Genomic DNA, 24,436 nt, shown 5'->3' with positions numbered 1-24,436 from the left:
TTATATAAAAACAATACCCACGGATACCGTTAAGGTGATGTGGGTATTTTATCTTGTAGATTACTTCATTTTTAATCTATATAAAATTAGCAAATATGGAGGCTCCAACTACTGTGAACAAACCTGCAACCGCTATTGCAAGACCACTCATAGCTCCTTCAATTTCTCCCATTTCCATTGCCTTTGCAGTTCCTATGGCATGGGAAGAGGTTCCTATGGCAATTCCTTTGGCAACAGGTTCATGAATATGAAATACCTTGCAAATCATTTCAGCAAGGATATTACCAATGATACCAGTTACAATAATAACAGCTACTGTAATTGTGACAATTCCATTTAGCTCTTCTGAAATTCCCATTCCTATAGCTGTGGTAATCGATTTTGGAAGCAAGGTTACATACTGTTCATGGGTAAACTGAAAAAGTAAAGCAAAGAGAAATACACTTATAAGACTAGCTGCTACTCCCGAAAAAATTCCTATTATAATAGCTTTAAAATTGTTTTTTAGTAAATCCAATTGTTCATATAAAGGGATTGCCAGACAAACTGTAGCAGGTGTTAACAAATAGCTTAAATATTTTGCTCCATCATTATAACTTTCAAAATCTACTCTAAAAATAACTAGAGCTATCATTACAAAAAGAATTGAAATAAGTAGCGGATTAAAGATTCCCTTATTAAATTTTTTCTTTAAAAATAAACCTATCTCATAGCCTAGGACACTGACTACTACACCAAAAAATGCTGAATTACATAATAAATCCTTCAATTCTTATTCATCCTCTCTAATTTAATCATAAGCTGAGTAACCTTACCTGTCACTGTCATTACAATTACAGTGGTTAAAATGGTTATTATAATAATAGGAATATAAATATCCTTTAGTGATTCCCAAGAAACTAGTAAACCAACTGCTGCTGGTATAAACATTAGAGGCATAATTTCTATTAAAAAAGTTCCAGTTTCTTTTACTTGATCAAGAGAAATTATTTTTGATTTTAAAATTAAAAGCATGAGAATTAAACCATATATACTGGCAGGAATAGGTAATGGAATAATATATTTTAATATCTCTCCAATAAAAGTTATTGACAAAATAATTCCAAATTGACGAACATACTTCATGCAAACATCCCTTTCTAAATTGGTACTACCAATTTAGAATTGTACCTCTTTTTTATATGCATGTCAAACGAAAAATAGTGGTTATTAACCACTATTTCTTATCATTTATTAATAATTTATCAATAACATTATAATGTTCATTGATTGCTTCAACACCTATGGACAAGTCTTTCTCTACTAGACTTTTAAATATTTTTTTATGCAAATTTATAAGGATAGTTTTTTCATTGTTTAATGTTCGACTTAGTATGTGTTCTATAAATTCTTGACATATCTCTGATAAGCCTTCCATAATACTTAGCATTAACTGGTTCTTAGATAGGGTCACAACAGCATAGTGAAATTCTTTATCTAAAATAGCTCGTTGTATTTCACTGCATTCATCCATTTCATCTAACAAAGTGTTAAGATTAGTTAAATCTTCTTCTGTAATTAGGTTCATAGCAAGGGAGAGAGCCTGAATTTCAATTCCACGTCTCAATTGACTAATTTCAAGATAATCTACACGTTTCATCAACAACATCATAGATAAGGAGTCTGTAAAACTCCTACCGATATTTCCCATCAAATAATTGCCAGAACCTTGGCGACTTTCTATAATTCCCATGTTTTCCATCATTCTTATTGCTTCACGTATAGAATTCCTACTTATATTTAATTTTTCTGACAACTCACGTTCTGTGGGGAGTTTATCTCCCATACTTAATTGCTCACTTAAAAGTAATTGTTTTATGTACTGAATTACTTTTAAATAAGATCTATTTTCAATTCCCATAAACCTCACCTTACCATATATGGCTACTTTACTTAAAGATATGAATTTTTCAAATTTCATTCACTTAGAATTTATCGGAAAAAGCACAGGATAAAAGTGGTATCCTGTGCTAACTAAGAAGTTAAGTTTTCCTATTAAGCCCCAGCTAAGGGAGCTTCTTTACTTATTTAAATCTTCTATCTTGTTTTACTCTCTGTATCTTCTTTTGACCACCCTCAACAGGAACTAAGTCTCTCTTATTAGTAAGATTCATAACGTTCATTATGCTTATGTAGTCTTTGAATTTCTTTTTCTTCTTTTTCTTTTTAGAATAATCAGGTTTTAAACCTTGGATTAATAGAGAATGACCTTGAGATACAGGAATGAATTCTGGCTTTTTAAACCATCTCTTTTTCTTATAAACACAAGTTGCTATAGTTCTAGCACTGTCTTGCTTTACTACAATAGTAACAATAATAGTATTTAAAATTCCAATAAAAGATTTTTCCTCTGTTTTAACAGATAAAGCTCTTCCTTGAACTTGCGTTATTCTATCGCCATATCTATTTATAAAAGCATTAGAATAACTTTGTGATAATTTGTCTTTGAATCCCATATGAATAACTCCTTTACATGAAGAATAAATAACTAAGTATAATATCTGACTGTATCCAAGTGTATAATATTACACAATACCATTATTATATAATAATTAAGTTGTTATAACAAGTTTATGTTTTATTTTTAAAAATTATATCATGAATTTTTATGTTTTTGTTCCAAAAGTCCTTTTATAAGAATACTAATATACTAAATGATTTTATTTGGGAGGACAGTATGAAAAGAGTTTTAAAACCCAGTGAAGTTTTGTATGATTTTGAAATTGTTGAAGATAGAGAAATAGAAGGCGAATTTATATTACCACAATATAAAGACGTATATAATAGAATAAAAACCTCACTTCTTTTAAATGGTGAAGGCTATAATATTTACTTAGTTGATGAATTTTGTAAAGATAGAGTAAAACATATTACTAGCTATGTGAAACATATATTAATGGATGGAAAGCCACCAAAGGATATATGTTATGTTATTAAAGGAAATGCAAAGGAACCTGTTCCTTTATCTGTTAATAATGGATATGGAAATAAGTTAAAAAAGATAGTAGATAAGATTCAAGAGTTTTATGCAGAGAGTATATTTAAATTTTATAATGGAATAGATAATAAAGAAAAAGAATATCTTATTAGTGCTATAAAAGACAGGCGTAGCAAAATAGTTGGTGATTTAATAAAACTTTCTAGAGAGCATGGCTTTGATATAAAAACTAGTGGAGATGGATTTACATTTATACCACTAGTTGATGGAAAAGAAATGACAGAGGAGGAATTTGATAATCTTAAAGAAGAAGAAAAATTTGATATATTAAATAAAGTGGATGAGTTAAAGATAAATGCTAATGATATATTAGAAAAGTTAAGAAATATGAAAAATAATGAAATAAATAGAATTAGAGAGATAATGGATAACTTTTTTAAAGAAGAAATTAAAGATTTAAATATTGTAATAGAAGAAGAATTTAAGGATGATAGTGAGGCTAAGGCTTATATACATTACTTAATTACTGAGATTAAGGGAGAACTTGAGGAAAACTATTCTATAAATTATGAGGATGATGAAGAAGGCATAAGAGATATTATATATAAATATGATGTAAATGTAATTGTTGATAATTCAGAGGTCACATATCCACCGGTAATTTTTGAAGAAGATCCTAGTGTATCTAACCTTTTTGGGTCTATAGATTATGAAAATCATAATAATATATATGTATCTACAGTAAAATCCATAAGAGCAGGAAGTTATGTAAGAGCTAACGGTGGATGTTTAGTTTTGAGAGCTAGTAGTTTATTAAGTAATTCTCAGTCCTATTATTATTTGAAAAGAGCTATAATATCAGAAAAGGTAGACTTAGATTACAACAGAGGATATATAGAACTCTTTACTTTAAGTAGTCTAAAACCGGTGCCTATGCCAATTAATACTAAAGTAATAATAATTGGTGATTATGATATTTATGACGCTTTGTATAACTATGATAAAGAATTTAGAACAATATTTAAGACAAGGGCTGATTATAGAGGAATATTAAAAGCAGAAAATAAGGTTAAGACGGTATTATTAAAAGAGATAAATAGATTGGCTAAAGAAAATAAGGTTGAACCTATTACTTCTAGTGGCATAAGAGAAGTTGCAAAATTTTTGTCTAGAAAGGCAGAAAATAAAAATAAGATATACTTTGACCATGATGAATTGTCAAACCTTATTATACAAGCTAATTATAGGGCTGTAGAGGAATCAAGGGAATTTATTGATGGAGATGATATAGAGAAGATTGCTTATAGAAAAGAAACTATAGAGAGAGAATATCTTGAGTTATATGATGAAAAAAAATTATTAATAGATGTTACAGGAAGTAAGGTGGGACAAATTAATGGGCTTTCTGTCATTGATACAGGATATACAAGTTTTGGAAAACCTGTTAAAATAACCTGTACTTGTTTTAAAGGAGAGGGAAAAGTCATAGATGCTCAAAGAGAATCCAATCTTAGTGGTAAAATTCATACTAAAGGAATCAATATTTTAAAAGGATACATTAATAATATCAATGGAGGATATAAAACTTTACCAGTAGATTTTAATCTTAGCTTTGAGCAGTTATATGGAGTTATAGATGGTGATAGTGCCTCAGTAGCTGAAGCATTAGCTATAATATCTGCGCTATGTAAGATTCCTATTAAACAAAATATTGCAATAACTGGTTCTATAAATCAATTTGGTCAAGTACAGCCTATAGGTGGTGTAAATGAAAAAATTGAAGGGTTTTTTGAAGTGTGTAAAATAATGGATGATATCGAAGATAAGGGAGTTATTATTCCTTTATCAAATAAAGATAATTTAGTACTTTCAAGAGGCGTTGAGAGAGCAATATTTGAAGGGAAATTTAAAATATATACTATTGAAACTGTAGAAGATGCAATGGAGTTAATATTTGATGCTGAAGAAATTAGCATGGATAATATAATAGATTTAATAAGTAAACAGTGTATGGAATATGAGAAGAAGTAATGGTAAAACAAAGGTGGATAATCTCTGAAACCCACATGAACAGAACAACTAGTTAACTAGTTAAATATTTCTATATACAAATATTTCAATATTTGTATAGGAATATAGAGATATAGCTAAATATTTATATATTTATAGTTATAATATTAAAAATAGGTATGAGTGAATTGCACTCATACCTATTTTATTAACTGTAGATTTATAAATAATCAATTATTTACATTATTATACGTTGAATCTAAAGTTTACAACATCCCCATCTTGCATTATATATTCTTTTCCCTCAAGTCTGTAGAATCCTTTTTCTTTAGCTGCAGCTTCAGAACCGCATTCAACTAACTTATCAAAGGAAATTACTTCTGCACGAATAAATCCACGTTCTATATCACTATGAATTTTACCAGCAGCAGCAGGAGCCTTTGTACCTATCTTAATTGTCCAAGCTCTCACCTCTTGAACACCAGCAGTTAAGTAACTCATTAGCCCAAGAAGTTTATAGCTAGCATGGATTAGTTTATCAAGACCAGATTCTTCAAGACCATATTCTGAAAGTAAGTCTTTCTTTTCTTCATCATCTAATGTAGATAACTCTTCTTCTAATTTAGCACAAACTATGATGATTTCAGATTTTTCATTAGCAGCATAGGCTTCAACTTCTTTTACCATATCATTTTCGCCGCCACACTCCATTAAATCATCTTCACTTACATTGCATGCGTATAATACAGGTTTAGAAGTTATTAAGAATAGAGATTTAACAAATTCTTCTTCTTCATCTGTAAACTCTAAAGTTCTAACAGGATTATTATCTTCTAAATGTTTTTTAACTTTTTCCATGATTGCATATTCAACTTTTGCAGTTTTATCACCTGAGCGTACTAGTTTTATTGATTTTTCCATTCTTCTTTCAAGCACTTCTAAATCAGAAAAAATTAACTCCAGATTAATAGTTTCAATATCTCTTATAGGTGATACAGATCCTTCTACATGAACAACATTGTCATCTTTAAAACATCTAACAGTATGAACTATTGAAGCTACTTCTCTTATATGAGATAAAAACTTATTTCCAAGTCCTTCACCTTTGCTTGCACCTTTAACTAATCCTGCTATGTCATAGAATTCTATGGCAGTATGTACTTGTTTTTTAGAGTTATATAAATTTTGTAATACATCAAGACGGCTGTCTGGTACACTAACAACTCCTACATTTGGCTCTATAGTACAAAATGGATAATTAGCAGACTCTGCTCCAGCTTTTGTAATGGCATTAAATAATGTACTCTTTCCTACGTTAGGTAAACCTACTATTCCTAATTTCATATAATATTCGTCCTTTCTATGTAAACCCTGGGGCTTATTACTTAAAAATTTCATTCTTTTAAATTATACTCTACAGCAAAGGGAATTTCAATAATTCCAAGGGCTATATGTATTAAATAGAAAAAAGGTGTAGAAAAATAAGGTGTTAAGTTGAAACTATGTAATATAATTGAATTTTGTTGAGGAATTTTTATAAATATTCATAAATTTGTTTAAAAAAATTTTTTTATTTAGCCAATATTTAAAAGGAATTTATGTAAACTTATAGAATTATTTATGGTACAATGATAAGTGTATAAATGGGGTCTATGATTTATATTATATAAATGTAAGACAAAACAAAGGAGAATATATAATGGAATTTAAACACTTTTCAGTAATGTTAGAAGAATGTATAGAAATGCTAGATATTAAAGAGGATGGTATATATGTTGATTGTACTCTAGGTGGAGCAGGACATTCAATGGAAATTTTAAAGAGACTTTCACCAAAGGGAAGATTAATAGGAATAGACCAAGATTTAGATGCACTTAAGGCTGCAAAGGAAAAACTAAAGGAATTTAAAAATGTTACCTATGTACACAATAATTTTTATAATATTAAGGACATATTGGAGTCTTTAGAAATAGAAAAAGTTGATGGTATACTCATGGATTTAGGAGTTTCATCTTATCAGCTGGATCAAGGTGAAAGGGGCTTTAGCTATATGAAGGAAGCTGCATTAGATATGAGAATGAATAGGGAGGAACCTTTTTCAGCTTATAATGTAGTAAATGAATATGGTGAGGACGAACTCTTTAGAATCCTTAGAGATTTTGGAGAGGAGAAGTTTTCAAGAAGAATTGCTAACAGGATAGTAGAAAAAAGAAAAATAAAACCTATTGAAACTACTCTTGAACTTGTAAAAATTATAGATGAGTGTATACCTGCAAAGTTTAAAAGAGAAGGTGGACACCCTGCTAAAAGGACATTTCAAGGTATCAGAATAGAAGTAAACAGTGAATTGAGTATTTTAGATAGAGCTATAAGTGATGGTATAGAAGCTTTAAATAAGGATGGAGTTATGGCAATAATTACGTTCCATTCCTTAGAAGATAGAATAGTGAAAAATAAGTTTAGAGATTTAGTAGATCCATGTAAGTGTCCTAAGAACCTTCCGATGTGTGTCTGTGGGAAAAAGCCAATAATTAAATTAGTTAACAAAAAGCCTATAGAAGCTACTAAGGAAGAACTTGATAACAATTCAAGAAGTAAAAGTGCTAAGTTAAGGGGATGTAGAAAAATTTAGTTCTAAAAACTAGATGGGGGTAGTAAAATGGTAGTAGAAAATAGAAAAAATGCGGTAAGTGGGAATACAGCTTTAGCTTCTCAGGCAAATCCGTTACCTAGAGAAAGGGTAAAAGTTCCTACTAAACAAGGCCCAAATAAAGAAGAATTAAGAAAAATTAGGAAGCAAAAGATAGCAAAATTTTTAAAGCTTAATGGAAGTATAGTAGCAGCAGGATTAGTTGGGGCTATTATAGTATCTAGATATAGTGCTATATATCATAATCAAAAGGAAATAATAGCTCTTCAAGAACAAATGCAAATTGTAACAGAAGAGAGTGAAGATTTGAGGATAAAGCTACTTAAGTTTAACAATATTTCCTACATAGAAGAAGTTGCCACTAAAGAATTAAAAATGATTGAACCAAAGAGTACTAATGCAATCTATTGTGATATTAATGCAGTTAAAGAGATAGCTACAAGTAGCGCTAATGAAGAAAAAGGGGAAAGTTTATTAAGTAAAATTAAGAACTTATTATTTAATTAGTTAGTGAGGTAATTGTAGGTGGCAAAGAAAAATTTTGTTGATAAGGTATTAATGAAAAAGAGAATGATAGTATCTATGCTGTTAGCTTTCTTAGTTTTCCTGGGATTAAGTATAAGATTAGGTTATGTTATGTTTGTTAAAGAATCTACCTATAAGTCTTTAGCAACACAGCAATGGACTAGTGATGTTAGGATAAATGCTAAAAGAGGCAGGATACTAGATAGAAATGGTAATGAGCTGGCGGTAAGTGGTGACGTTTATAGAGCGGACTTGGATTTGAATACTTTAAGGAAAGATATAGAAAATAATGGGATGACCATGGAACAAGTTGCAACAGCTCTAAGTGAAATAATTGGAGAAGAACAGGCTGATGTATTGCACATCTTAACTAATCCACTTCCAAATGGAAAGCCTAGAGGTTCTGCTATATTAAAGAGAAGAATAGAGAAAGATGTAACAGATGCCATAAGAGAGTTTTGTAAAAATAATAACATAAATGGTATACTAATATCACCTGATACGAAAAGGTATTATCCAAATGGTAATTTTGCAGCTCATATATTAGGTCATACTAATTCAGACGGAGAAGGACTTACGGGGTTAGAGCTTTATTATAATAAGTATCTAGCTGGAGTTCCAGGAATTAAGGTTGCTGAAATTGATCAAAAGAGTGAGGGATTACCTTATACAATCTCAGAATTTACAGAACCTATTGATGGAAGAGATGTAGTTACTAGTATTGATGAGAATATACAAAACTTTGCAGAAAAGTTAGCAGAAGAGGCTTTGGTAGATAATGAGGCTAAAGCAGTATCTATTATGGTTATGGATCCTAATACAGGAGAAATATTAGCTTTAGCAAATAAGCCAGATTATGATCCTAATAATCCATGGGTAGAAGGGGTGTCTGACGAAGACATTCAGCAGATGTGGAGAAATAGATTAGTCAGTGATGCCTATGAACCTGGGTCTATATTTAAGGTAGTTACAGCTACCGCAGCTATAGAAAAGGGGATTCTTACAGAAGGAGAAACCTTTAATTGTGGAGGATCACTTACTGTTGGAGGAAGAAATATTCACTGTTGGAAGACTTCAGGTCACGGGCCTCAAACCTTCGAAGAAATATTAAAAAATTCTTGCAACGTTGGATTTATGGTTTTAGGAGAAAGATTAGGTGCAGCAAATCTTAACGAATACATTGAAAAGTTTGGATTAGGACATAAAACAGGAATTGATTTACCGGGTGAATCAGCCGGTATAGTTAAAGCAACGGAAGATATATCTGCAACAGACTTAGCAACTATATCTTTTGGACAAAGTAATACAACTACAGGAGTTCAATTTATGAGAGCTTTCAATGCTATTGCCAATGGTGGATATTTGATAACGCCTCATCTAATGAAGGAAGTAACTCATAAGGATAAAAAAAATGAGCTAGTAGTTGATGAAACTTATAAAATAGAAAAACAACAACGGTTTACACCAGAGGCTATGACTGAAATGAGACTTCATCTAGAACAAGTAGTTGGTACTGGTGGAGGATCAAAGGCTAAAATAGATGGATATAGAATTGCAGGTAAAACAGGTACAGCTCAAAAGGTAGATACTGTTAATGGTGGATATGCAAATGGTAAATATCTTTCATCCTTTGCAGGAATGGCTCCTGCTGACAATCCAAAATACACAGTATTTGTGTCTATTGATGAACCAAACCCATCTTGGTACTATGCAGGACAAATTGCTGCTCCAGTTGGACAAAAGCTATTTAATGATTTGTTTAATTATACAGAAATGAAACCTAATGGAAGCTATATGGAGGCTGATGAAAGCTTAAAAGCAGATGTAATTGTACCTGAGGTTAGAGGGTTATCAGTTGCAGATGCTAAAAAAGTAATAACTGATGCAGGATTAACGGTTAGAGTAGAAGGTAGTGGAGGCACTATTACAGATATAAATCCAAAACCAGGTTTCACCCTTAAGGAAGGTAAGGAAATAATCTTATATGCAGGAGGAAGTAATGGAAGTACAGATACAGTTGTAATTCCTAATTTAAAGGGATTTACAAAGGAAAGTATTGAAAAGCTTTTTCAGGATTTAGGATTAAAGAGTGAATTTATAGGTGAAGGCCTAGTGGTAGAACAAAGTGTTGCACCAGACCAAGAGGTTAAAAAGGGAACAACAGTAACCTTCCACCTTGGTACCTTAGTAGATTAAATTATCCGGTAGTTACAGTTTGACTTGTGCTACCGGATTTTATATGCTATAGAGTATAAAAATTAAATTTTGGACAATGTTTTAATTAGTAAGAAAAGTATTTTAAGGATGTGATTAAGGTGAAAGTAGAAGATTTATTAAAGGGGTTAGCCTATAGAATATTAGGTGGAGATAAGAATATAGAAATTAATAATCCACAATATGATAGTAGAAAGATAAAACATGGAGATATGTTTTTCGCCATAGGAGGATTTAATGTAGATGGACATAATTTTATATCAAAGGCTATAGAAAATGGTGCTAAAGCAGTTGTAGTTGAAAAAGATGTGACTATCGTTGAAGGTATAACATATATAAAAGTCGAAAATGGTAGAAGGGCTTTAGCTGTAGCAGCTTCAAACTTTTATAACAATCCAAGCCAAAGGATGAAGATTATAGGTATAACTGGTACCAATGGAAAGACTACATCTGCCTTTATGTTAAAGGGAATATTAGAGTCTAGGGGTTATAAAGTTGGATTAATAGGTACTATAGCTAACTTTATAGGTGATAAAGAAATTCATACAGAAAAAACTACTCCTGAATCTTTAGAACTACAACAGCTCTTTAATGATATGGTAAAGAGTGATATAGATTATTGTGTTATGGAAGTCTCATCCCACTCTTTAGATTTGGACAGAGTTTATGGAATAGAGTTTTCACAGGGTATATTTACTAATTTAACTCAAGATCATTTAGATTTTCATAAAACTTTTGAGAATTATTTTAATGCAAAAAGCAAGTTGTTTAAAATGAGCAGACATTCTGTGGTAAACGTAGATGATGGGTATGGAATTAAGCTTCTTGAAAAAATAAATTCAAAAATAACTACTTATTCTATTGAAAAAGAAAGTGATTTAAAGGGAACTGATATAAATCTAGAATCTACAGGAATTATATTTAATTTAAAAGTAAATGAAAAAGTATATAAAGTTCAGTTGCCTATACCAGGTAGATATAATGTTTATAATGCACTAGGCTGCATTGGAGCGGCATTAGATGAAGGCATGGATATGAATACAATTATAGAAGGACTTTCTAAGGTAACTGTGCCTGGAAGATGTGAAAACTTAACTTTAGGGATGAACTTGGGTTTCCAGGTAATTAGGGATTATTCTCATACTCCAGATAGTTTAAAAAACATCTTAGAAAATCTTAGGGAATTGACTAGAGGTAAATTAATTTGCATCTTTGGATGTGGAGGAGATAGAGATAGAACCAAAAGACCTATTATGGGTGAAATAGGTACAGCATTAAGTGATATGGCCATAATAACCTCTGATAATCCAAGAAGTGAAGATCCGTATATGATATTAGAAGATATTAAGGCTGGGGTTAAGAAATCTAACTATAAACTTATTGAAAACAGAAGAGAAGCCATAAAAACAGCCTTACTCCTAGGTGAAAAAGATGATATTATAGTAATTGCAGGAAAAGGACATGAAACTTATCAAATCCTTAAAAATGAAACTATTCATTTTGATGAAAAGGAAGTTGTATTAGAATTGATAGAGGAGTTGGAGCTTTAGATGGAAACTATAAGGTTAAAGGAAATAGCTGAGGCTATATCAGGGGAAATATTAGTTAGTGGAACTATTGAGGAGTTTTCTAGTGTAACCATAGATAGTAGAAATATTTCTACGGGAGATATTTTTATAGCAATAAAGGGAGAAAATTTTGATGGACATAAATTTGTAAAGGGAGCTATAGATTGTGGGGCTAAGCTTTGTATAGTACATGAAAGAGAAAAATATGAAGACTTAATTGAAAAAGATGTATCTATAATTTTAGTTAAGGATACTAAGAGAGCGCTTCTTGATTTAGCATCCTACTATATTAGTACCTTAGATATAAAGGTAGTAGGAATTACTGGTTCTACAGGGAAGACTTCAACTAAAGATTTAATGGCAGCAGCCCTTAGTAAAAAATATAATGTGTTTAAAACCCAAGGGAATTTTAATAATGATATTGGACTTCCTTTAATGATATTTAAATTAGATAAAACTTACCAAGTTGCAATTTTGGAAATGGGTATGAGTGACTTAGGAGAAATTGATACCTTAGCAAAAGTAGCAAAACCATCTATAGGTGTCATAACTAATATAGGCACATCTCACTTAGAAAACTTAAAGACTAGAGAAAATATTTTAAAAGCTAAATTAGAAATAGCAAATAGTTTTACTGAAGAAAACGTGTTAATTATAAATGGAGATAATGATATGCTTCATGATTATAGTACAAATGAATATAAAATTGTAAAAATTGGTATAGATAGTGATTATAATTTTAAAGGTTGTAGAATAATTATAAATAAGGACAGTATAGAGTTTGGTGTAAAGGAAAATGGTAAGGATGTAAATGCTACTATAAAAGTACCGGTACCAGGAAAACATAATGTACTTAATTCATTATTGGCAATAGCTGTGGCAAGAGAGTTAAAGGTTACCTATGAAGAAATACAAGAAGGAATACAAAATTTAGAGTCTACATCCATGAGATTAGATGTTTTGAATTTAGATGACTACACCGTAATAAATGATGCTTATAATGCAAGTCCAGATTCTATGGAGGCTGCCCTAGAGGTTTTAAAACAATATAGTGGAAGAAAAATCGCTGTTCTTGGAACCATGAAGGAACTAGGTGAGGACTCAGCTAGAGCTCATGAACAGGTAGGAGCTTGTGCAAAAGCAAGTGGTGTAGACTTCTTATTTACCCTAGGAGAGTTCGATGAGAATTATAAAAAGGGATATGGAAGTGAAAATTTTATGACTTTTAATTCTATGGAGGAACTAATAGTAGAACTAAAGAAAAATATAAAAATGAATGATACTTTATTAATAAAGGCATCTAGATCTATGAAATTTGAAAATATAATTAAAGAATTACAAAAGAAAAACATATAGGGAGGGATGGAATATGAATAAGTTAATATATTCTATTTTAGTAGCATTTATAATATCTTTTGCAATAGCACCACTTATAATACCGGGATTACACAAGTTAAAATTTGGTCAGAACATTAGAGAAGATGGACCACAAAGCCATTTGAAAAAGCAGGGAACTCCAACCATGGGTGGAATAATATTTATTATTTCTACCTGCATTACTATGATATTAATGGTTAGAAATCCTCATGATGAAGCAATGCTTGCCCTTTATGCCCTTATTGCCTTTGGAGCTATTGGGTTTTTAGATGATGCTCTAAAGATAATTAAAAAGAAAAATGAAGGATTAAAAAGCTATCAAAAAATGTTACTTTTAGTAATAGTATCTATAGCCTTTGGATATTATGCAAAGGATAAAATAGGAACGGATATTATGATACCTTTCCTAGGTACAGTAACTTGGGATTTAAAAGTGCTATTTATACCTTTTATAGTAGTATACTTTGCAGCAGTAACTAATGCGGTTAACCTTACAGATGGATTAGATGGTCTTTGTAGTTCTATCACACTTTTAATTATGACTTTCTTTGCGCTTGTAAGTTTTGGTATGGCATATTATACCTTAGCGATTTTCTGTGGAATTCTAGCTGGAGCTATTCTTGGATTCTTGAAGTATAACTCTTATCCTGCACAAGTTTTCATGGGAGATGGTGGTTCACTAGCTCTTGGGGGAGCTGTTGCAGCTATTGCCATGATATTAAAACTAGAGCTTATAGTAATAATAGTAGGTGGGGTTTATCTAGTAGAAACTCTTTCAGTAATTATACAGGTTACTTCCTTTAAACTTACAGGGAAAAGAGTATTTAAGATGGCACCTCTACATCATCACTTTGAATTGAAGGGATGGCATGAAAGTAAGATAGTAACCGTGTTTTCAATCATAACAGTTATACTATGTTTAATAGGATTCCGTGCACTAACTTACTAAGATGGCATAGGAGGAATTTGATATGAAAAAACCCAAAATGAAATTGGGAGAAGTAGACTTTTTACTTTTTGCTGTAATTATTACGTTAGTTACAGTAGGAGTTGTCATGGTATATAGTGCTAGTTCATATTTTGCGGCCTTTAAGTATGATGATGCTGAATTCTTTCTATGGAAGCAGCTTCAATGGGCTGGACTTGGGCTTGTTGGAATGATTATTACACTAAATATCGATTATCATAAGTATAAAAAGTATACAGAGATTTTAATAATATTTACATTTATAGCCCTTTGCTTAGTTTTTTTATTTGCACCAGTAAAGGGAGCACAGCGTTGGATTAGGCTTGGACCATTATCATTCCAACCATCAGAAATTGCAAAGTACGTGGTGGTACTTTTTGTAGCAAAAAATATATCAAATAACACGCAAAATATAAAAAAGTTTTGGAAGGGAGTAGTTCCTAACCTTTTATTTGCAGGTTTCATAGCAGGGATGATTCTTCTTGAAAAGAATCTTAGTATTGCTACAGTTACCATGGTAGTTTGCTTGATAATGCTATTTGTGGCTGGTACTAGAGTTATTCATATGGGTGGACTAATAGGTACTGTAGGAGCTTTAGGAGCTACCTTTATTTTAACAGAGGATTATAGACTAAGGAGACTTTTAAGCTTTACTAATCCTTGGAGTGACTCTCAAGGAGATGGATATCAATTAGTACAATCTCTCTTAGCATTAGGTTCTGGCGGACTCACTGGAGTTGGAATAGGTCAATCAAGACAAAAATGTTTTTATATTCCAGAGCCTCATAATGATTTCATATTAGCAGTTATAGGTGAAGAATTAGGCTTTATTGGCTGTGCCTTTATAATTATATTGTTTATACTATTTTTATGGAGAGGTGTTATTGCAGCTTCTAAGGCAAAGGATATGTACGGTTCATTACTGGCTACTGGAATAACCTCTGTAGTAATTATTCAAAGTTTAATCAATATTGCTGTTGTTACAGGTTCTATGCCGGTAACAGGAGTTCCTTTACCTTTCATAAGTTATGGTGGTTCCTCATTAGTAATTAATATGGTGTTTATGGGAATACTTCTTAATATAACTCGGCAAAACAGTAAGAAAACTTCATAGAAATAATACGACTGAAGATACTTTCTATTCTTCAGTCGTATTATTTTTGTATGGTATTTTATTAAAGTAATGAATATTTAATATTTTTGTAATGAATTTATAATGCAATGATGATATGATATAAGGTGTATTAATTTACTTTCATGTTCATATATTGTAATTTGGTGGTGAAGATGTGGCAAAAAAAACTAAACAGAGTTATGGTAATTATATTATAGATAATAAAGCAGACATACTAAAACGTAAGAAAAAAATAATTCAGTTAAAAAAGACTATGTTATTACTTGTAGTAATGATTTCTATATTAATAACATTGGCGTTAACTTTACCTACTTTTAATTTATCAGAGATTTTAGTTAGTGGGTTGGTAAATTTATCAGAAGATAATGTTAAAACAACTACAAAGTTGGAGAAGGGTACTAATATATTCAAGATAAAAACAAAAAAGTTAGAAAAAGAGTTAGAAAAAAATCCTTACATATTAGATGCAACTATAAATAGAAAATATCCTAATAAACTCTCTATTGCTATCAATGAGAGAAAGATTGCTTTCTACACAGAAATATCAGGAGGTTTCTATATCATTGATGATAAGGGAGTAGTTTTAGAAAAAAAAGACTCTATTGAAGGCGTAGAGGCTTTGAGGATTGAAGGAATTGATGAAACAAATTTGAAAATAGGTGAACAAATTAAAAATATAGATGAAGATAAGATAAATGGAATTTGCAATATTTATAAATTTTTAAAAGAAAATAGTTTGTTTGAAAAATATACCATATTAAAATTAGAAGTTAATGATTTTATAGACTTAAAATTATACGTAAATAATTTATACATAAAACTTGGAACTATTGATGAAGTTAATAGTAAAGTTTCTAAGGGATTTAGCATAATAGAAAGTGCAACTCTTGGAGATATGAAAGGATATGTTGATGTAAGTTTTGAAGGAAATCCAGTTATTTATAAGGAAAAATAAAGATATATTAAAAGTTTAAATAATAAAAGCACATAGGTTAAGAAAAATTTTATTGGGAGGTAGGGTAAGTGAAAAGTATTATTTCCAAGCTAAGTACCGGACTTATATTTTTAATGTTTGGATTCGTTATAATAACTCAGCTTAATACTATAGGGGATCAAAGTACAAATAAAGTTGAGAATTCTCCAAGTCCAGAAATATATTTAGAAAATGAACAATTAAAAAAACAAAAAGATGAATTACAAAAAACTGTGCAGGAACTTGAGGCGAAGGCTGCTGAATACGAAAAGGAAGCAGCAGAAGATACAAAGAATAAGAAAATGTTTGAAGACCTTAATAATACTAGACTTATGGCCGGATTAACTAACGTGGAGGGGCCAGGCATTACAATATATATTGATCCTAAAGCTAGTTTATTTACATCTCAAGTAGAAGATATTCCTATACAAGATTATGAGCTACTAACTATAGTCAATGAATTATATGCTGCAGGTGCTGAAGCTGTATCTATTAATGATATAAGACTTATAGGAAACAGTAGTATAAGGGTAGCTGGAAATAGTATTAGAATTAATAATGAAAGAATTTCACCACAGGAGCGTATAGTTATAAAAGCTATAGGAGATAAAAAAATATTGGAAGGAGCTATAGCATTTTCAGGGGCCATTCCTAATAGGGTAAAAAAGATCTGTGAGGTTACCTCTGAAACTAAGGATAACATTAAAATTAAAAAGGGAATTACAGCAGTAAAATTTGAATATGTGAAAGAAGTAAAAGAAGACTAAGAGTAGGAGTGATGAAATGATTGCATTAGTAGGACTTATAATAGGAATTATATTAGGAATAGCTTTCAACATAAACTTTCCACTTAAATTATCACCGTATATATCTGTTGCAATATTTGCTTGTATAGACTCAACTTTTGGTGCTATTAGAGCTACTTTAAATAAGGACTTTAGACCAGATATATTTATATCAGGATTCTTTGGAAATGCATTTCTAGCGGCAGGTATGGTTTATCTAGGAGATAAACTAGGTATACCAGTATATATTGCAGCAATTATAATATTTGGACAGAGGATATTTACAAACTTTGCTGTTATAAGAAGGCTATTGATGGATAGAATAAAAACACATCATTAAGGAGATATTTAAATGCGAGTTAATGAAGCTAATATATTTTTATTTATAGCTACCATTATCATTGGTATTTTAATAGCTATGAATGTAAATTTAGGAGGACAAACTAAATTTTTGGATGTAGAGCAATACCAAGAGGCATATGATAGTAGGACAAAGTTACAAAATGAAATAAGTAATTTAAAAGAGCAATATACTGAAATTAATAAAAAAATTAGTAGATATGAAAGAAGTAGCGAAACTGAGGATGAAGTTAGAAAAGAAATGAAAGAGGAGATAAATGAAAATAACCTTGCTTTAGGGCTTGTTCCTGTGGTAGGAGATGGTGTAAAGATTACTTTAAATGATGCACCAGCGGCTACCACTCTAGGAGAAAATGTGCAAGAGTTTATGCTTGTTCATGATTTAGATTTATTAATGGTTGTTAATGATTTAAAAGCTGCAGGTGCTGAGGCAATATCTATAAATGGATATAGAATAATAGGATCAACAGATGGACTTTGTGCTGGACCAACTATAGAGATAGATGGAATAAAAATAATAGCTCCTTTTTACATCACAGCCATTGGAAACCAAGATGTAATAAAAAGCTTTCTAGATAATGAACAAAATCAAATTAAGAATTTAAAACTTAGAGGATGTTATGTAGAGATTGAATCTGTTTACGACGAAAAATTGCCAGCCTATAATGGAGAGCTAAAAAGTGATCATCTAAAATTAAAATAAAAAATTAGAAAAATTTAATAATATTAAAGGTTTTTTAATTTATATCGAGAATAAAATATAGAGGATTATATTTTCCATTATAAGCTAGATTTTGTACATAAGACGGGAGGAATAAAATTGTCTATTGATGAAAATTTTATAAAACTGAAGAATGAGTTGCCAAAAGAAGTGACATTGATTTCAGTATCAAAAACTAGATCTATAGCTGAAATACAAACTGTATATAACCTAGGGGAAAGAAATTTTGGAGAAAATAAAGTTCAAGAATTAATGGAAAAGCAGGAAGCTTTACCTAAGGATATTAGGTGGCACTTAATAGGTCATCTTCAAAGAAATAAGGTTAAATATCTAGTTGGACGAGTTTATTTAATACATTCCTTAGATAGCGTTAGACTTTTACAGGAGATTGAAAAGCAATTTTCAAGTAAGGGGCTTATGGCAAATGTATTAATTCAAATTAATATAGGTAGAGAAGAGTCTAAAACTGGAATTATGGTGGAAGATATAGATGAACTTATAAATGCCTGTGAACAGTGCAACAATGTTAAGGTAAAAGGTATTATGGCTACTATTCCTAAAGGAGATGCTGAAAGTTGTAATTACTATTTTACTAAGACTAAAGAAGTATTTGATGCCCTGAAAACTAGAAGTTATAAAAATATTACCATGGAGATTTTATCTATGGGAATGAGTAGCGATTATAAAGAAGCTTTAAAAGTAGGATCAAATATGATTCGAATTGGTGAAGGGGTTTTTGGAAAAAGAGATTATAATAAATTAAAGTAGGAGGAAGGTTTTTTATGGAATTTTTCAAAGGAATAGGTAGAATGATGGGATTTGACGATGAAGAAGATGATGAAGAATTATTAGAACATAAGGAAGATAACTATGATGAAGGTGAGGGCGAGATTGAAATTGAACCCTTTGTAAGCAAGAAACAAAATAAAATAGTTAATATTCATACTGCATCATCCTCAAAGGTTGTAATTAGTAAACCTTCAAATTATGATGAGGGGAAAATTATTATAGACAATTTAAAGTCCAGAAGAATTGTTATTGTTAACTTAAATGGGGTTGAGCCTAAGGAAGGTCAAAGAATACTTGATTTCCTAATAGGCGCTATTTATGCATTAGAAGGTGGACTTCAACCTGTAGAAAAGGGAGTATTTATATTAACTCCATCTAATATTGAAGTTAGCAATGAATTAAAAAATGAACTTACAAACAAAGGAATTTTTAGCTCTTTTAAATAAATCTAATACTCAAACTTAGTAAAATATTATGTGGTTAATTTTTTGTATATTTGAGTGGTAGAATATAGCTTATAAAACATGGATAGTATAAATAGGAATTATAATTAATTTAATAATATATGATGAATTAGAGGAAAGCTATGGATAAGAAGACCTTTTTAGATATATTTAAAGACCACGATAAAAATTATATTTCAAGTATATATGAGGACATAGAGCTATGTAAGAACATAGAGATGCCTATATATACAAAGGAGTTTGTGACTCCGGATATCTATATGAATATAAAAAACAACCAAGGCAAACTGGGAGTTTTCGTTCATGGTACTGGTGTGTTTGAGGATAGCGAGAGAAAGATGATATGTTTTTCTATTAATGCATATGAAACACTGGACTATGATATTCATGTTATTAAGATAAAAAATAAATCAAAATTCAAAGAGCTTAAGCATAAGGATTATTTAGGATCTATAATGGCTTTAGGAGTTAAGAGAAGTTTATTTGGAGACTTAGTAGTTAAAGGAGATGCTTGCTTTGTTCCAATGGCAAGCTCAGTTTCTCAATATGTTCAAGATAATTTAACTGCTATTGGAAGTTGTCCATGTAGTATTGATAGAGTAAATATAAATAGTGAAGATATCCCAAAGATTGAATTTGAAGAAAAGATTATAATTGTTACATCACTTAGACTAGATAATGTGATACCTAGTATTTGTAATATGTCTAGAGCTAAGGGCACAGATCTTATAAGTAATGGTTCAGTATTATTAAATTATCTTATATGTAATAGAAAGGATAAATTAATAGAAATGAAGGATACTATTACCATAAGGGGATTTGGAAAGTATAAAGTAAATTCAATTGAAGGAGAAACAAGTAAGGGTCGAATAAAATTATTAATAGGTAAATATGTTTAATGCGGGGTGAAGAATATGAAGATGACAGCTATGGACATCATGAACAAGGATTTTAAAAAAGCCATGAGGGGATATAACATGGATGAGGTGGATGAATTTTTAGAGCAAATCTCTGAAGATTATGAAACTGTGTATAAGGAAAATGCTATTTTAAAAGAAAAATTAGACGTTTTTCAAGATAAATTAGAACATTATGCAAAGATGGAAACTACTATTCAAAGTACTTTGTTATTAGCACAAAATGCTGCAGAGCAGGCAAAGCAAAGTTCTCAATCTGAAGCTGAACTTATAATTAAAAATGCTAATGAAAGTGCTAAAAGAATTTTAGATAAAGCTCACACTGATGTTTTAAATATCAATGATGAGTTTGATAGAACAAAACAGGAATTTGCTAAGTTTAGGAGCAAATTTAGAAACTTTATAGTTACACAAATGGAAATGTTTGAAGCTTTAGAAAAGGACTTTGATAAAAATTATAATATTTCAACTGTAATTGAAGAAAAGGTACAGGAGCCAGTACTTGAAGTTACTTCTGAAAAAGAGGTAGAAGGATTTGAATATAATACAGCTGAATTAGAGGATATAAAAAGTTTTTTTGTAGATAAGTAATATCTAAACCTTATTTAAAAATATTGTGTAATTTTCGGTGAATGTGATTAGCGTATAAACAGAGTTCTTATCTTCTTTGAAGGTTAGAAATCGTTATCCAGGGACGTAGCAGCTCTTTACTCCCACTTTGAAGAAGAGAGGAGTATTAGAGCTGGTAGTCATCGGACAAAAAATCTCACTTTAGGGTGAGATTTTTTTATCGACTGAAAGCTATTGACATATCCCGGAACATGTATATTATAATAGGTGTAGTTATACCCAATTATTGTGAAAGTTTGGTGCGTGTTAATAGATAGAAGCATTAACATAATTGGTAATTTAAATTAGTATTATACAAAATTCCCTAGAATTATTGTACCTAGGAAGAAAAGAGGAGATTTGAATATGAGAATAGGAATTATAGGAGCTATGGAAGAGGAAGTAAGTTCTTTAATAGCTGATATGGAGATAAAGAAAAAAGTTACAAGAGCAATGATGACCTTTAATCATGGAACTATTTTTGATAAGGATGTTGTAATAGTTAGAAGTGGTATAGGTAAGGTGAATGCAGCAGTTTGCACACAAATTTTAGTAGATGACTTCAATGTGGATGCAGTTATAAACGTTGGTATAGCTGGTGGTATTGGAGAAGATATATATCCAGGAGATGTGGTTATTGCTACAGATTTAGTGGAGCATGATATGGATACAACTAAATTTGGAGATAGACCAGGTCAAGTTCCTAATATGGAGGTTTTTGACTTTAAATGTGATAAGGGATTAGTTGAAAAAGCTAAAAAAGCCTGTGATGGTATAGAAGACATAAATATTTTCACAGGTAGAATAGTATCTGGAGATCAATTTATAGCTGATATAGATAAGATAAGATGGCTAAAGAGTGAGTTTAATGCACTATCTTGTGAAATGGAAGGAGCGAGTATAGCCCATGCTGCTTATCTAAATAACAAACCTTTTGTTATTATAAGGTCAATTTCTGACAATGCTAATAATGGAGCTCATATGGATTATGAAAAATTTAAAGAAATATCAGTTAAAAATTCAAATACCATATTACGTTCTATGTTAAAAACTTTATAAGGTGATATTATATGAAAAAAATACTTGCAGAAAAAAATAGTGGAGAAAAAATTATAGTACAGGTTAAGGATGTAGTCATTGGTGGAGATGAATTAGTGTTTATATCTGGACCTTGTGCAGTAGAAGACTATGATAAAATGACAAATATAGGAAGAGCTTTGAAGGCCCAGGGAGCAAATATGATGAGAGCAGGTGCCTTTAAGCCTAGAACATCTCCCTATGATTTTCAGGGTCTCGGTATAGAGGGACTAAAAATACTTAAAGAAGTGGGAAATGAATTTGGCTTACCTGTAGTATCTGAGATAATGGATGCTAGAGATATAGAAATTTCTCTTCCTTATGTGGATATGATACAGGTAGGTTCTAGAAATATGTATAACTATACACTTTTGAAGGAATTAGGAAAGCTTAAAGTACCTATACTTCTAAAGAGAGGAATAAGTGCTACTGTAGCTGAATGGATTTATGCAGCTGAATATATTTTAAAGGAAGGTAATAATCAAGTAGTTCTTTGCGAAAGAGGTGTCAGAACCTTTGAGACTACCACTAGAAATACCTTGGATTTAAACTCTGTGGCAGTGATTAAAGAAAATTATAGACTTCCTGTTATTGTGGATCCTAGTCATGGAACTGGAAGACGGGAGCTAGTTGAAGCTATGAGCTTATCAGCTATAGCAGCTGGTGCAGACGGGTTAATTATAGAAAGTCACGTAAATCCCGATAATTCTGTGTCAGATGCGAGACAAACTATTAATGTAGAAAACTTAAAAAGTATTATAAACAAGTCTAATACCATAAAGAATATTTTATCCGATGACTACCCGCTCTAATACTCTCATGTTTTCAAAACGAGAGTAAAGAGCGGTTACGTCCCTGGATAACTATTTCTAAGCTTCAGAGGGATAAATCTCTCTAAAGCAAAGAACTCTGTTTATTAAATTAAGATAAGGGGGAGTGGTTTTGACTTTAGGAATAATAATAGTAGTATTAGGTCTATTAATAGATAGAGGAACAAAATGGTGGGCTATAGGTACCTTAAAGGGTTCAGAAGGAATAACAGTAATTAAAAATTTCTTTACCCTTGATTATTTGGAAAACCGTGGAGCTGCCTTTGGAATGCTTCAAAATAAGCAATGGTTATTTATTGTTATTACTATAATTGTAATTATAGGAATGATATTCTACCTATTGAAGTATAAGCCTAAATACAAATTAGTATATGTATCTGTAGCTATGATAATTGCAGGAGCAATAGGAAATCTTATAGATAGAATAAGTTATAATTATGTAGTGGATTTTATTATGCTTCATTACAGGGATGTATATTATTTTCCAACCTTTAATGTGGCTGATATGTTAGTTTGTATAGGAACATTTTTTCTATTAATATGTATACTGAAGGATGAGATTTAATGGATGTTAAAAATTACACTATAGATGAAGAAAATGAAGGAAAGAGACTTGACTTATTTGTAAGTGAAAAGGAATTGGAGATGTCTAGATCCTTTGTCCAGGGAATTATTGAAAAACAGCAGGTGAAGGTAAATTGCCAGATTAAGAAAAGTAACTACAAATTAAAAATAGGGGATCAGGTTCATGTAGAGCTAGCTGAGCCAGTGGAGCTTCAAGTAGAGGCTGAAGATATTCCTTTAGATATAATTTATGAGGACAGTGATGTTATAGTAATAAATAAGCCACAGGATATGGTAGTTCATCCTGCACCAGGAAACTATACAGGAACCCTTGTTAATGGGCTACTTTATCACTGTAAGGACTTATCAGGAATAAATGGTGTCATAAGACCTGGTATAGTTCACAGAATTGATAAGGATACTTCAGGTGTGTTAATAGTTGCTAAAAATGATAAGTCACATAACTCCTTAGCTATGCAGCTAAAAGATCACTCTATGAAGAGAACTTACTATGCCATAGTAGAGGGTATAGTAAAGGAGGATGAAGGCACTGTTAGAACTAACATAGGAAGACATCCTGTAGAGAGAATAAAAATGGCTGTAGTTAAGGATGGAAAAGAGGCCATTACTAATTATAAAGTGCTAGAGCGATTTAAAAGTAATACTTTGGTTGAATGTAGGTTAGAAACAGGTAGGACTCATCAAATTAGAGTTCATATGGCTCATTTACATCATCCACTAATTGGTGACCAAGTATATGGATATAAAAAACAGAGGTTTAAGTTGCAAGGTCAAGCACTTCATGCAAAAAATTTAGGATTTATACATCCCACTACAGGAGAGTATATGGAATTTGATTCACAACTTCCAGAATATTTTCAGGATATATTAGATAAATTAAGAAAAGAAGTTTAAGGAGGTATT

At 30.9% G+C, this 24,436-nt stretch carries 25 protein-coding genes; 20 read left to right on the top strand and 5 right to left on the bottom strand.

Annotated elements, in window-relative coordinates:
* Positions 1 to 76 precede the first annotated feature (76 nt).
* The 4 genes from ABDZ93_RS03360 to ABDZ93_RS03345 form a co-directional block, all read right to left on the bottom strand.
* Positions 77 to 769 (bottom strand): LrgB family protein, encoded by a 693-nt coding sequence (locus ABDZ93_RS03360; protein WP_343823625.1) that lies wholly within the window; start codon positions 767 to 769, stop codon positions 77 to 79.
* Entirely contained in the window at positions 766 to 1,125 is a 360-nt protein-coding gene (locus tag ABDZ93_RS03355) for a CidA/LrgA family protein (protein ID WP_343823623.1), read from the bottom strand. Before ABDZ93_RS03355 ends, ABDZ93_RS03360 begins: the two co-directional genes overlap by 4 nt.
* Positions 1,126 to 1,216: 91 nt before the next feature.
* Positions 1,217 to 1,900 (bottom strand): FadR/GntR family transcriptional regulator, encoded by a 684-nt coding sequence (locus tag ABDZ93_RS03350; RefSeq protein ID WP_343824519.1) that lies wholly within the window; start codon positions 1,898 to 1,900, stop codon positions 1,217 to 1,219.
* A 163-nt stretch (positions 1,901 to 2,063) separates the two neighbouring features.
* Positions 2,064 to 2,495, bottom strand: a complete 432-nt coding sequence (locus ABDZ93_RS03345) for a hypothetical protein (RefSeq protein ID WP_343823621.1) — start codon at positions 2,493 to 2,495, stop codon at positions 2,064 to 2,066.
* Between the two features lie 221 nt (positions 2,496 to 2,716).
* On the opposite strand from ABDZ93_RS03345, the gene ABDZ93_RS03340 reads away from it, so the two are divergent.
* Positions 2,717 to 5,008, top strand: coding sequence for an AAA family ATPase (locus ABDZ93_RS03340; protein WP_343823620.1), 2,292 nt, complete (start codon positions 2,717 to 2,719; stop codon positions 5,006 to 5,008).
* A 225-nt stretch (positions 5,009 to 5,233) separates the two neighbouring features.
* On the opposite strand, the gene ychF is transcribed toward ABDZ93_RS03340, so the two are convergent.
* On the bottom strand, positions 5,234 to 6,331 hold the full coding sequence (gene ychF, locus ABDZ93_RS03335; protein ID WP_343823619.1) for a redox-regulated ATPase YchF: 1,098 nt from the start codon (positions 6,329 to 6,331) through the stop codon (positions 5,234 to 5,236).
* Between the two features lie 355 nt (positions 6,332 to 6,686).
* Between ychF and rsmH the strand changes: the two genes are divergently transcribed.
* The 19 genes from rsmH (at position 6,687) to ABDZ93_RS03240 (ending at position 24,427) form a co-directional block, all read left to right on the top strand.
* The gene (gene rsmH, locus ABDZ93_RS03330; RefSeq protein WP_343823618.1) at positions 6,687 to 7,619 is read left to right on the top strand and encodes a 16S rRNA (cytosine(1402)-N(4))-methyltransferase RsmH; all 933 of its coding nucleotides are present in this window, start codon (positions 6,687 to 6,689) and stop codon (positions 7,617 to 7,619) included.
* Positions 7,620 to 7,646: 27 nt separating this feature from the next.
* Complete coding sequence (locus tag ABDZ93_RS03325; RefSeq protein ID WP_343823616.1) at positions 7,647 to 8,144, top strand: hypothetical protein; 498 nt, start codon at positions 7,647 to 7,649, stop codon at positions 8,142 to 8,144.
* Between the two features lie 18 nt (positions 8,145 to 8,162).
* On the top strand, positions 8,163 to 10,358 hold the full coding sequence (locus ABDZ93_RS03320) for a stage V sporulation protein D (RefSeq protein WP_343823615.1): 2,196 nt from the start codon (positions 8,163 to 8,165) through the stop codon (positions 10,356 to 10,358).
* 119 nt (positions 10,359 to 10,477) lie between these two features.
* Positions 10,478 to 11,926: a UDP-N-acetylmuramoyl-L-alanyl-D-glutamate--2,6-diaminopimelate ligase gene (locus tag ABDZ93_RS03315; protein ID WP_343823613.1), complete on the top strand. Its 1,449-nt coding sequence runs from the start codon at positions 10,478 to 10,480 to the stop codon at positions 11,924 to 11,926.
* Positions 11,927 to 13,300: a UDP-N-acetylmuramoyl-tripeptide--D-alanyl-D-alanine ligase gene (locus ABDZ93_RS03310; RefSeq protein WP_343823611.1), complete on the top strand. Its 1,374-nt coding sequence runs from the start codon at positions 11,927 to 11,929 to the stop codon at positions 13,298 to 13,300. It begins immediately after the preceding gene.
* A 13-nt stretch (positions 13,301 to 13,313) separates the two neighbouring features.
* Complete coding sequence (gene mraY / locus ABDZ93_RS03305) at positions 13,314 to 14,270, top strand: phospho-N-acetylmuramoyl-pentapeptide-transferase (protein WP_343823609.1); 957 nt, start codon at positions 13,314 to 13,316, stop codon at positions 14,268 to 14,270.
* Between the two features lie 22 nt (positions 14,271 to 14,292).
* Entirely contained in the window at positions 14,293 to 15,402 is a 1,110-nt protein-coding gene (gene spoVE, locus ABDZ93_RS03300) for a stage V sporulation protein E (RefSeq protein WP_343823606.1), read from the top strand.
* A gap of 175 nt (positions 15,403 to 15,577) precedes the next feature.
* Positions 15,578 to 16,378, top strand: a complete 801-nt coding sequence (locus ABDZ93_RS03295; RefSeq protein WP_343823604.1) for a cell division protein FtsQ/DivIB — start codon at positions 15,578 to 15,580, stop codon at positions 16,376 to 16,378.
* A gap of 68 nt (positions 16,379 to 16,446) precedes the next feature.
* Positions 16,447 to 17,163 carry a DUF881 domain-containing protein gene (locus tag ABDZ93_RS03290; RefSeq protein WP_343823601.1) on the top strand — a complete coding sequence of 239 codons (717 nt, stop codon included), beginning with the start codon at positions 16,447 to 16,449 and terminating at the stop codon, positions 17,161 to 17,163.
* A gap of 16 nt (positions 17,164 to 17,179) precedes the next feature.
* Positions 17,180 to 17,521, top strand: coding sequence for a small basic family protein (locus ABDZ93_RS03285; RefSeq protein WP_343823599.1), 342 nt, complete (start codon positions 17,180 to 17,182; stop codon positions 17,519 to 17,521).
* Between the two features lie 12 nt (positions 17,522 to 17,533).
* Positions 17,534 to 18,244 carry a DUF881 domain-containing protein gene (locus ABDZ93_RS03280; RefSeq protein WP_343823597.1) on the top strand — a complete coding sequence of 237 codons (711 nt, stop codon included), beginning with the start codon at positions 17,534 to 17,536 and terminating at the stop codon, positions 18,242 to 18,244.
* Between the two features lie 117 nt (positions 18,245 to 18,361).
* Complete coding sequence (locus ABDZ93_RS03275; RefSeq protein ID WP_343823595.1) at positions 18,362 to 19,030, top strand: YggS family pyridoxal phosphate-dependent enzyme; 669 nt, start codon at positions 18,362 to 18,364, stop codon at positions 19,028 to 19,030.
* Between the two features lie 14 nt (positions 19,031 to 19,044).
* A complete protein-coding gene (locus ABDZ93_RS03270; RefSeq protein ID WP_343823593.1) occupies positions 19,045 to 19,497 on the top strand; it encodes a cell division protein SepF in 453 nt (150 codons plus the stop codon).
* 140 nt (positions 19,498 to 19,637) lie between these two features.
* The gene (locus ABDZ93_RS03265; RefSeq protein ID WP_343823591.1) at positions 19,638 to 20,414 is read left to right on the top strand and encodes a YlmH family RNA-binding protein; all 777 of its coding nucleotides are present in this window, start codon (positions 19,638 to 19,640) and stop codon (positions 20,412 to 20,414) included.
* Between the two features lie 15 nt (positions 20,415 to 20,429).
* Positions 20,430 to 21,023 carry a DivIVA domain-containing protein gene (locus ABDZ93_RS03260; protein WP_343823589.1) on the top strand — a complete coding sequence of 198 codons (594 nt, stop codon included), beginning with the start codon at positions 20,430 to 20,432 and terminating at the stop codon, positions 21,021 to 21,023.
* Positions 21,024 to 21,407: 384 nt separating this feature from the next.
* Positions 21,408 to 22,100 (top strand): 5'-methylthioadenosine/adenosylhomocysteine nucleosidase, encoded by a 693-nt coding sequence (locus ABDZ93_RS03255; protein ID WP_343823587.1) that lies wholly within the window; start codon positions 21,408 to 21,410, stop codon positions 22,098 to 22,100.
* Positions 22,101 to 22,111: 11 nt separating this feature from the next.
* Positions 22,112 to 22,930 carry a 3-deoxy-7-phosphoheptulonate synthase gene (aroF, locus tag ABDZ93_RS03250; protein ID WP_343823585.1) on the top strand — a complete coding sequence of 273 codons (819 nt, stop codon included), beginning with the start codon at positions 22,112 to 22,114 and terminating at the stop codon, positions 22,928 to 22,930.
* Positions 22,931 to 23,060: 130 nt separating this feature from the next.
* Complete coding sequence (gene lspA / locus ABDZ93_RS03245) at positions 23,061 to 23,513, top strand: signal peptidase II (RefSeq protein ID WP_343823583.1); 453 nt, start codon at positions 23,061 to 23,063, stop codon at positions 23,511 to 23,513.
* Positions 23,513 to 24,427 (top strand): RluA family pseudouridine synthase, encoded by a 915-nt coding sequence (locus ABDZ93_RS03240; RefSeq protein WP_343823580.1) that lies wholly within the window; start codon positions 23,513 to 23,515, stop codon positions 24,425 to 24,427. The genes lspA and ABDZ93_RS03240 overlap by 1 nt, the downstream gene beginning before the upstream one ends.
* Positions 24,428 to 24,436: the final 9 nt, after the last annotated feature.

The organism is Clostridium subterminale (assembly GCF_039521425.1).
Classification (GTDB): domain Bacteria; phylum Bacillota; class Clostridia; order Clostridiales; family Clostridiaceae; genus Clostridium_J; species Clostridium_J subterminale.
This window is presented reverse-complemented; position numbering and strand designations above follow the sequence as displayed.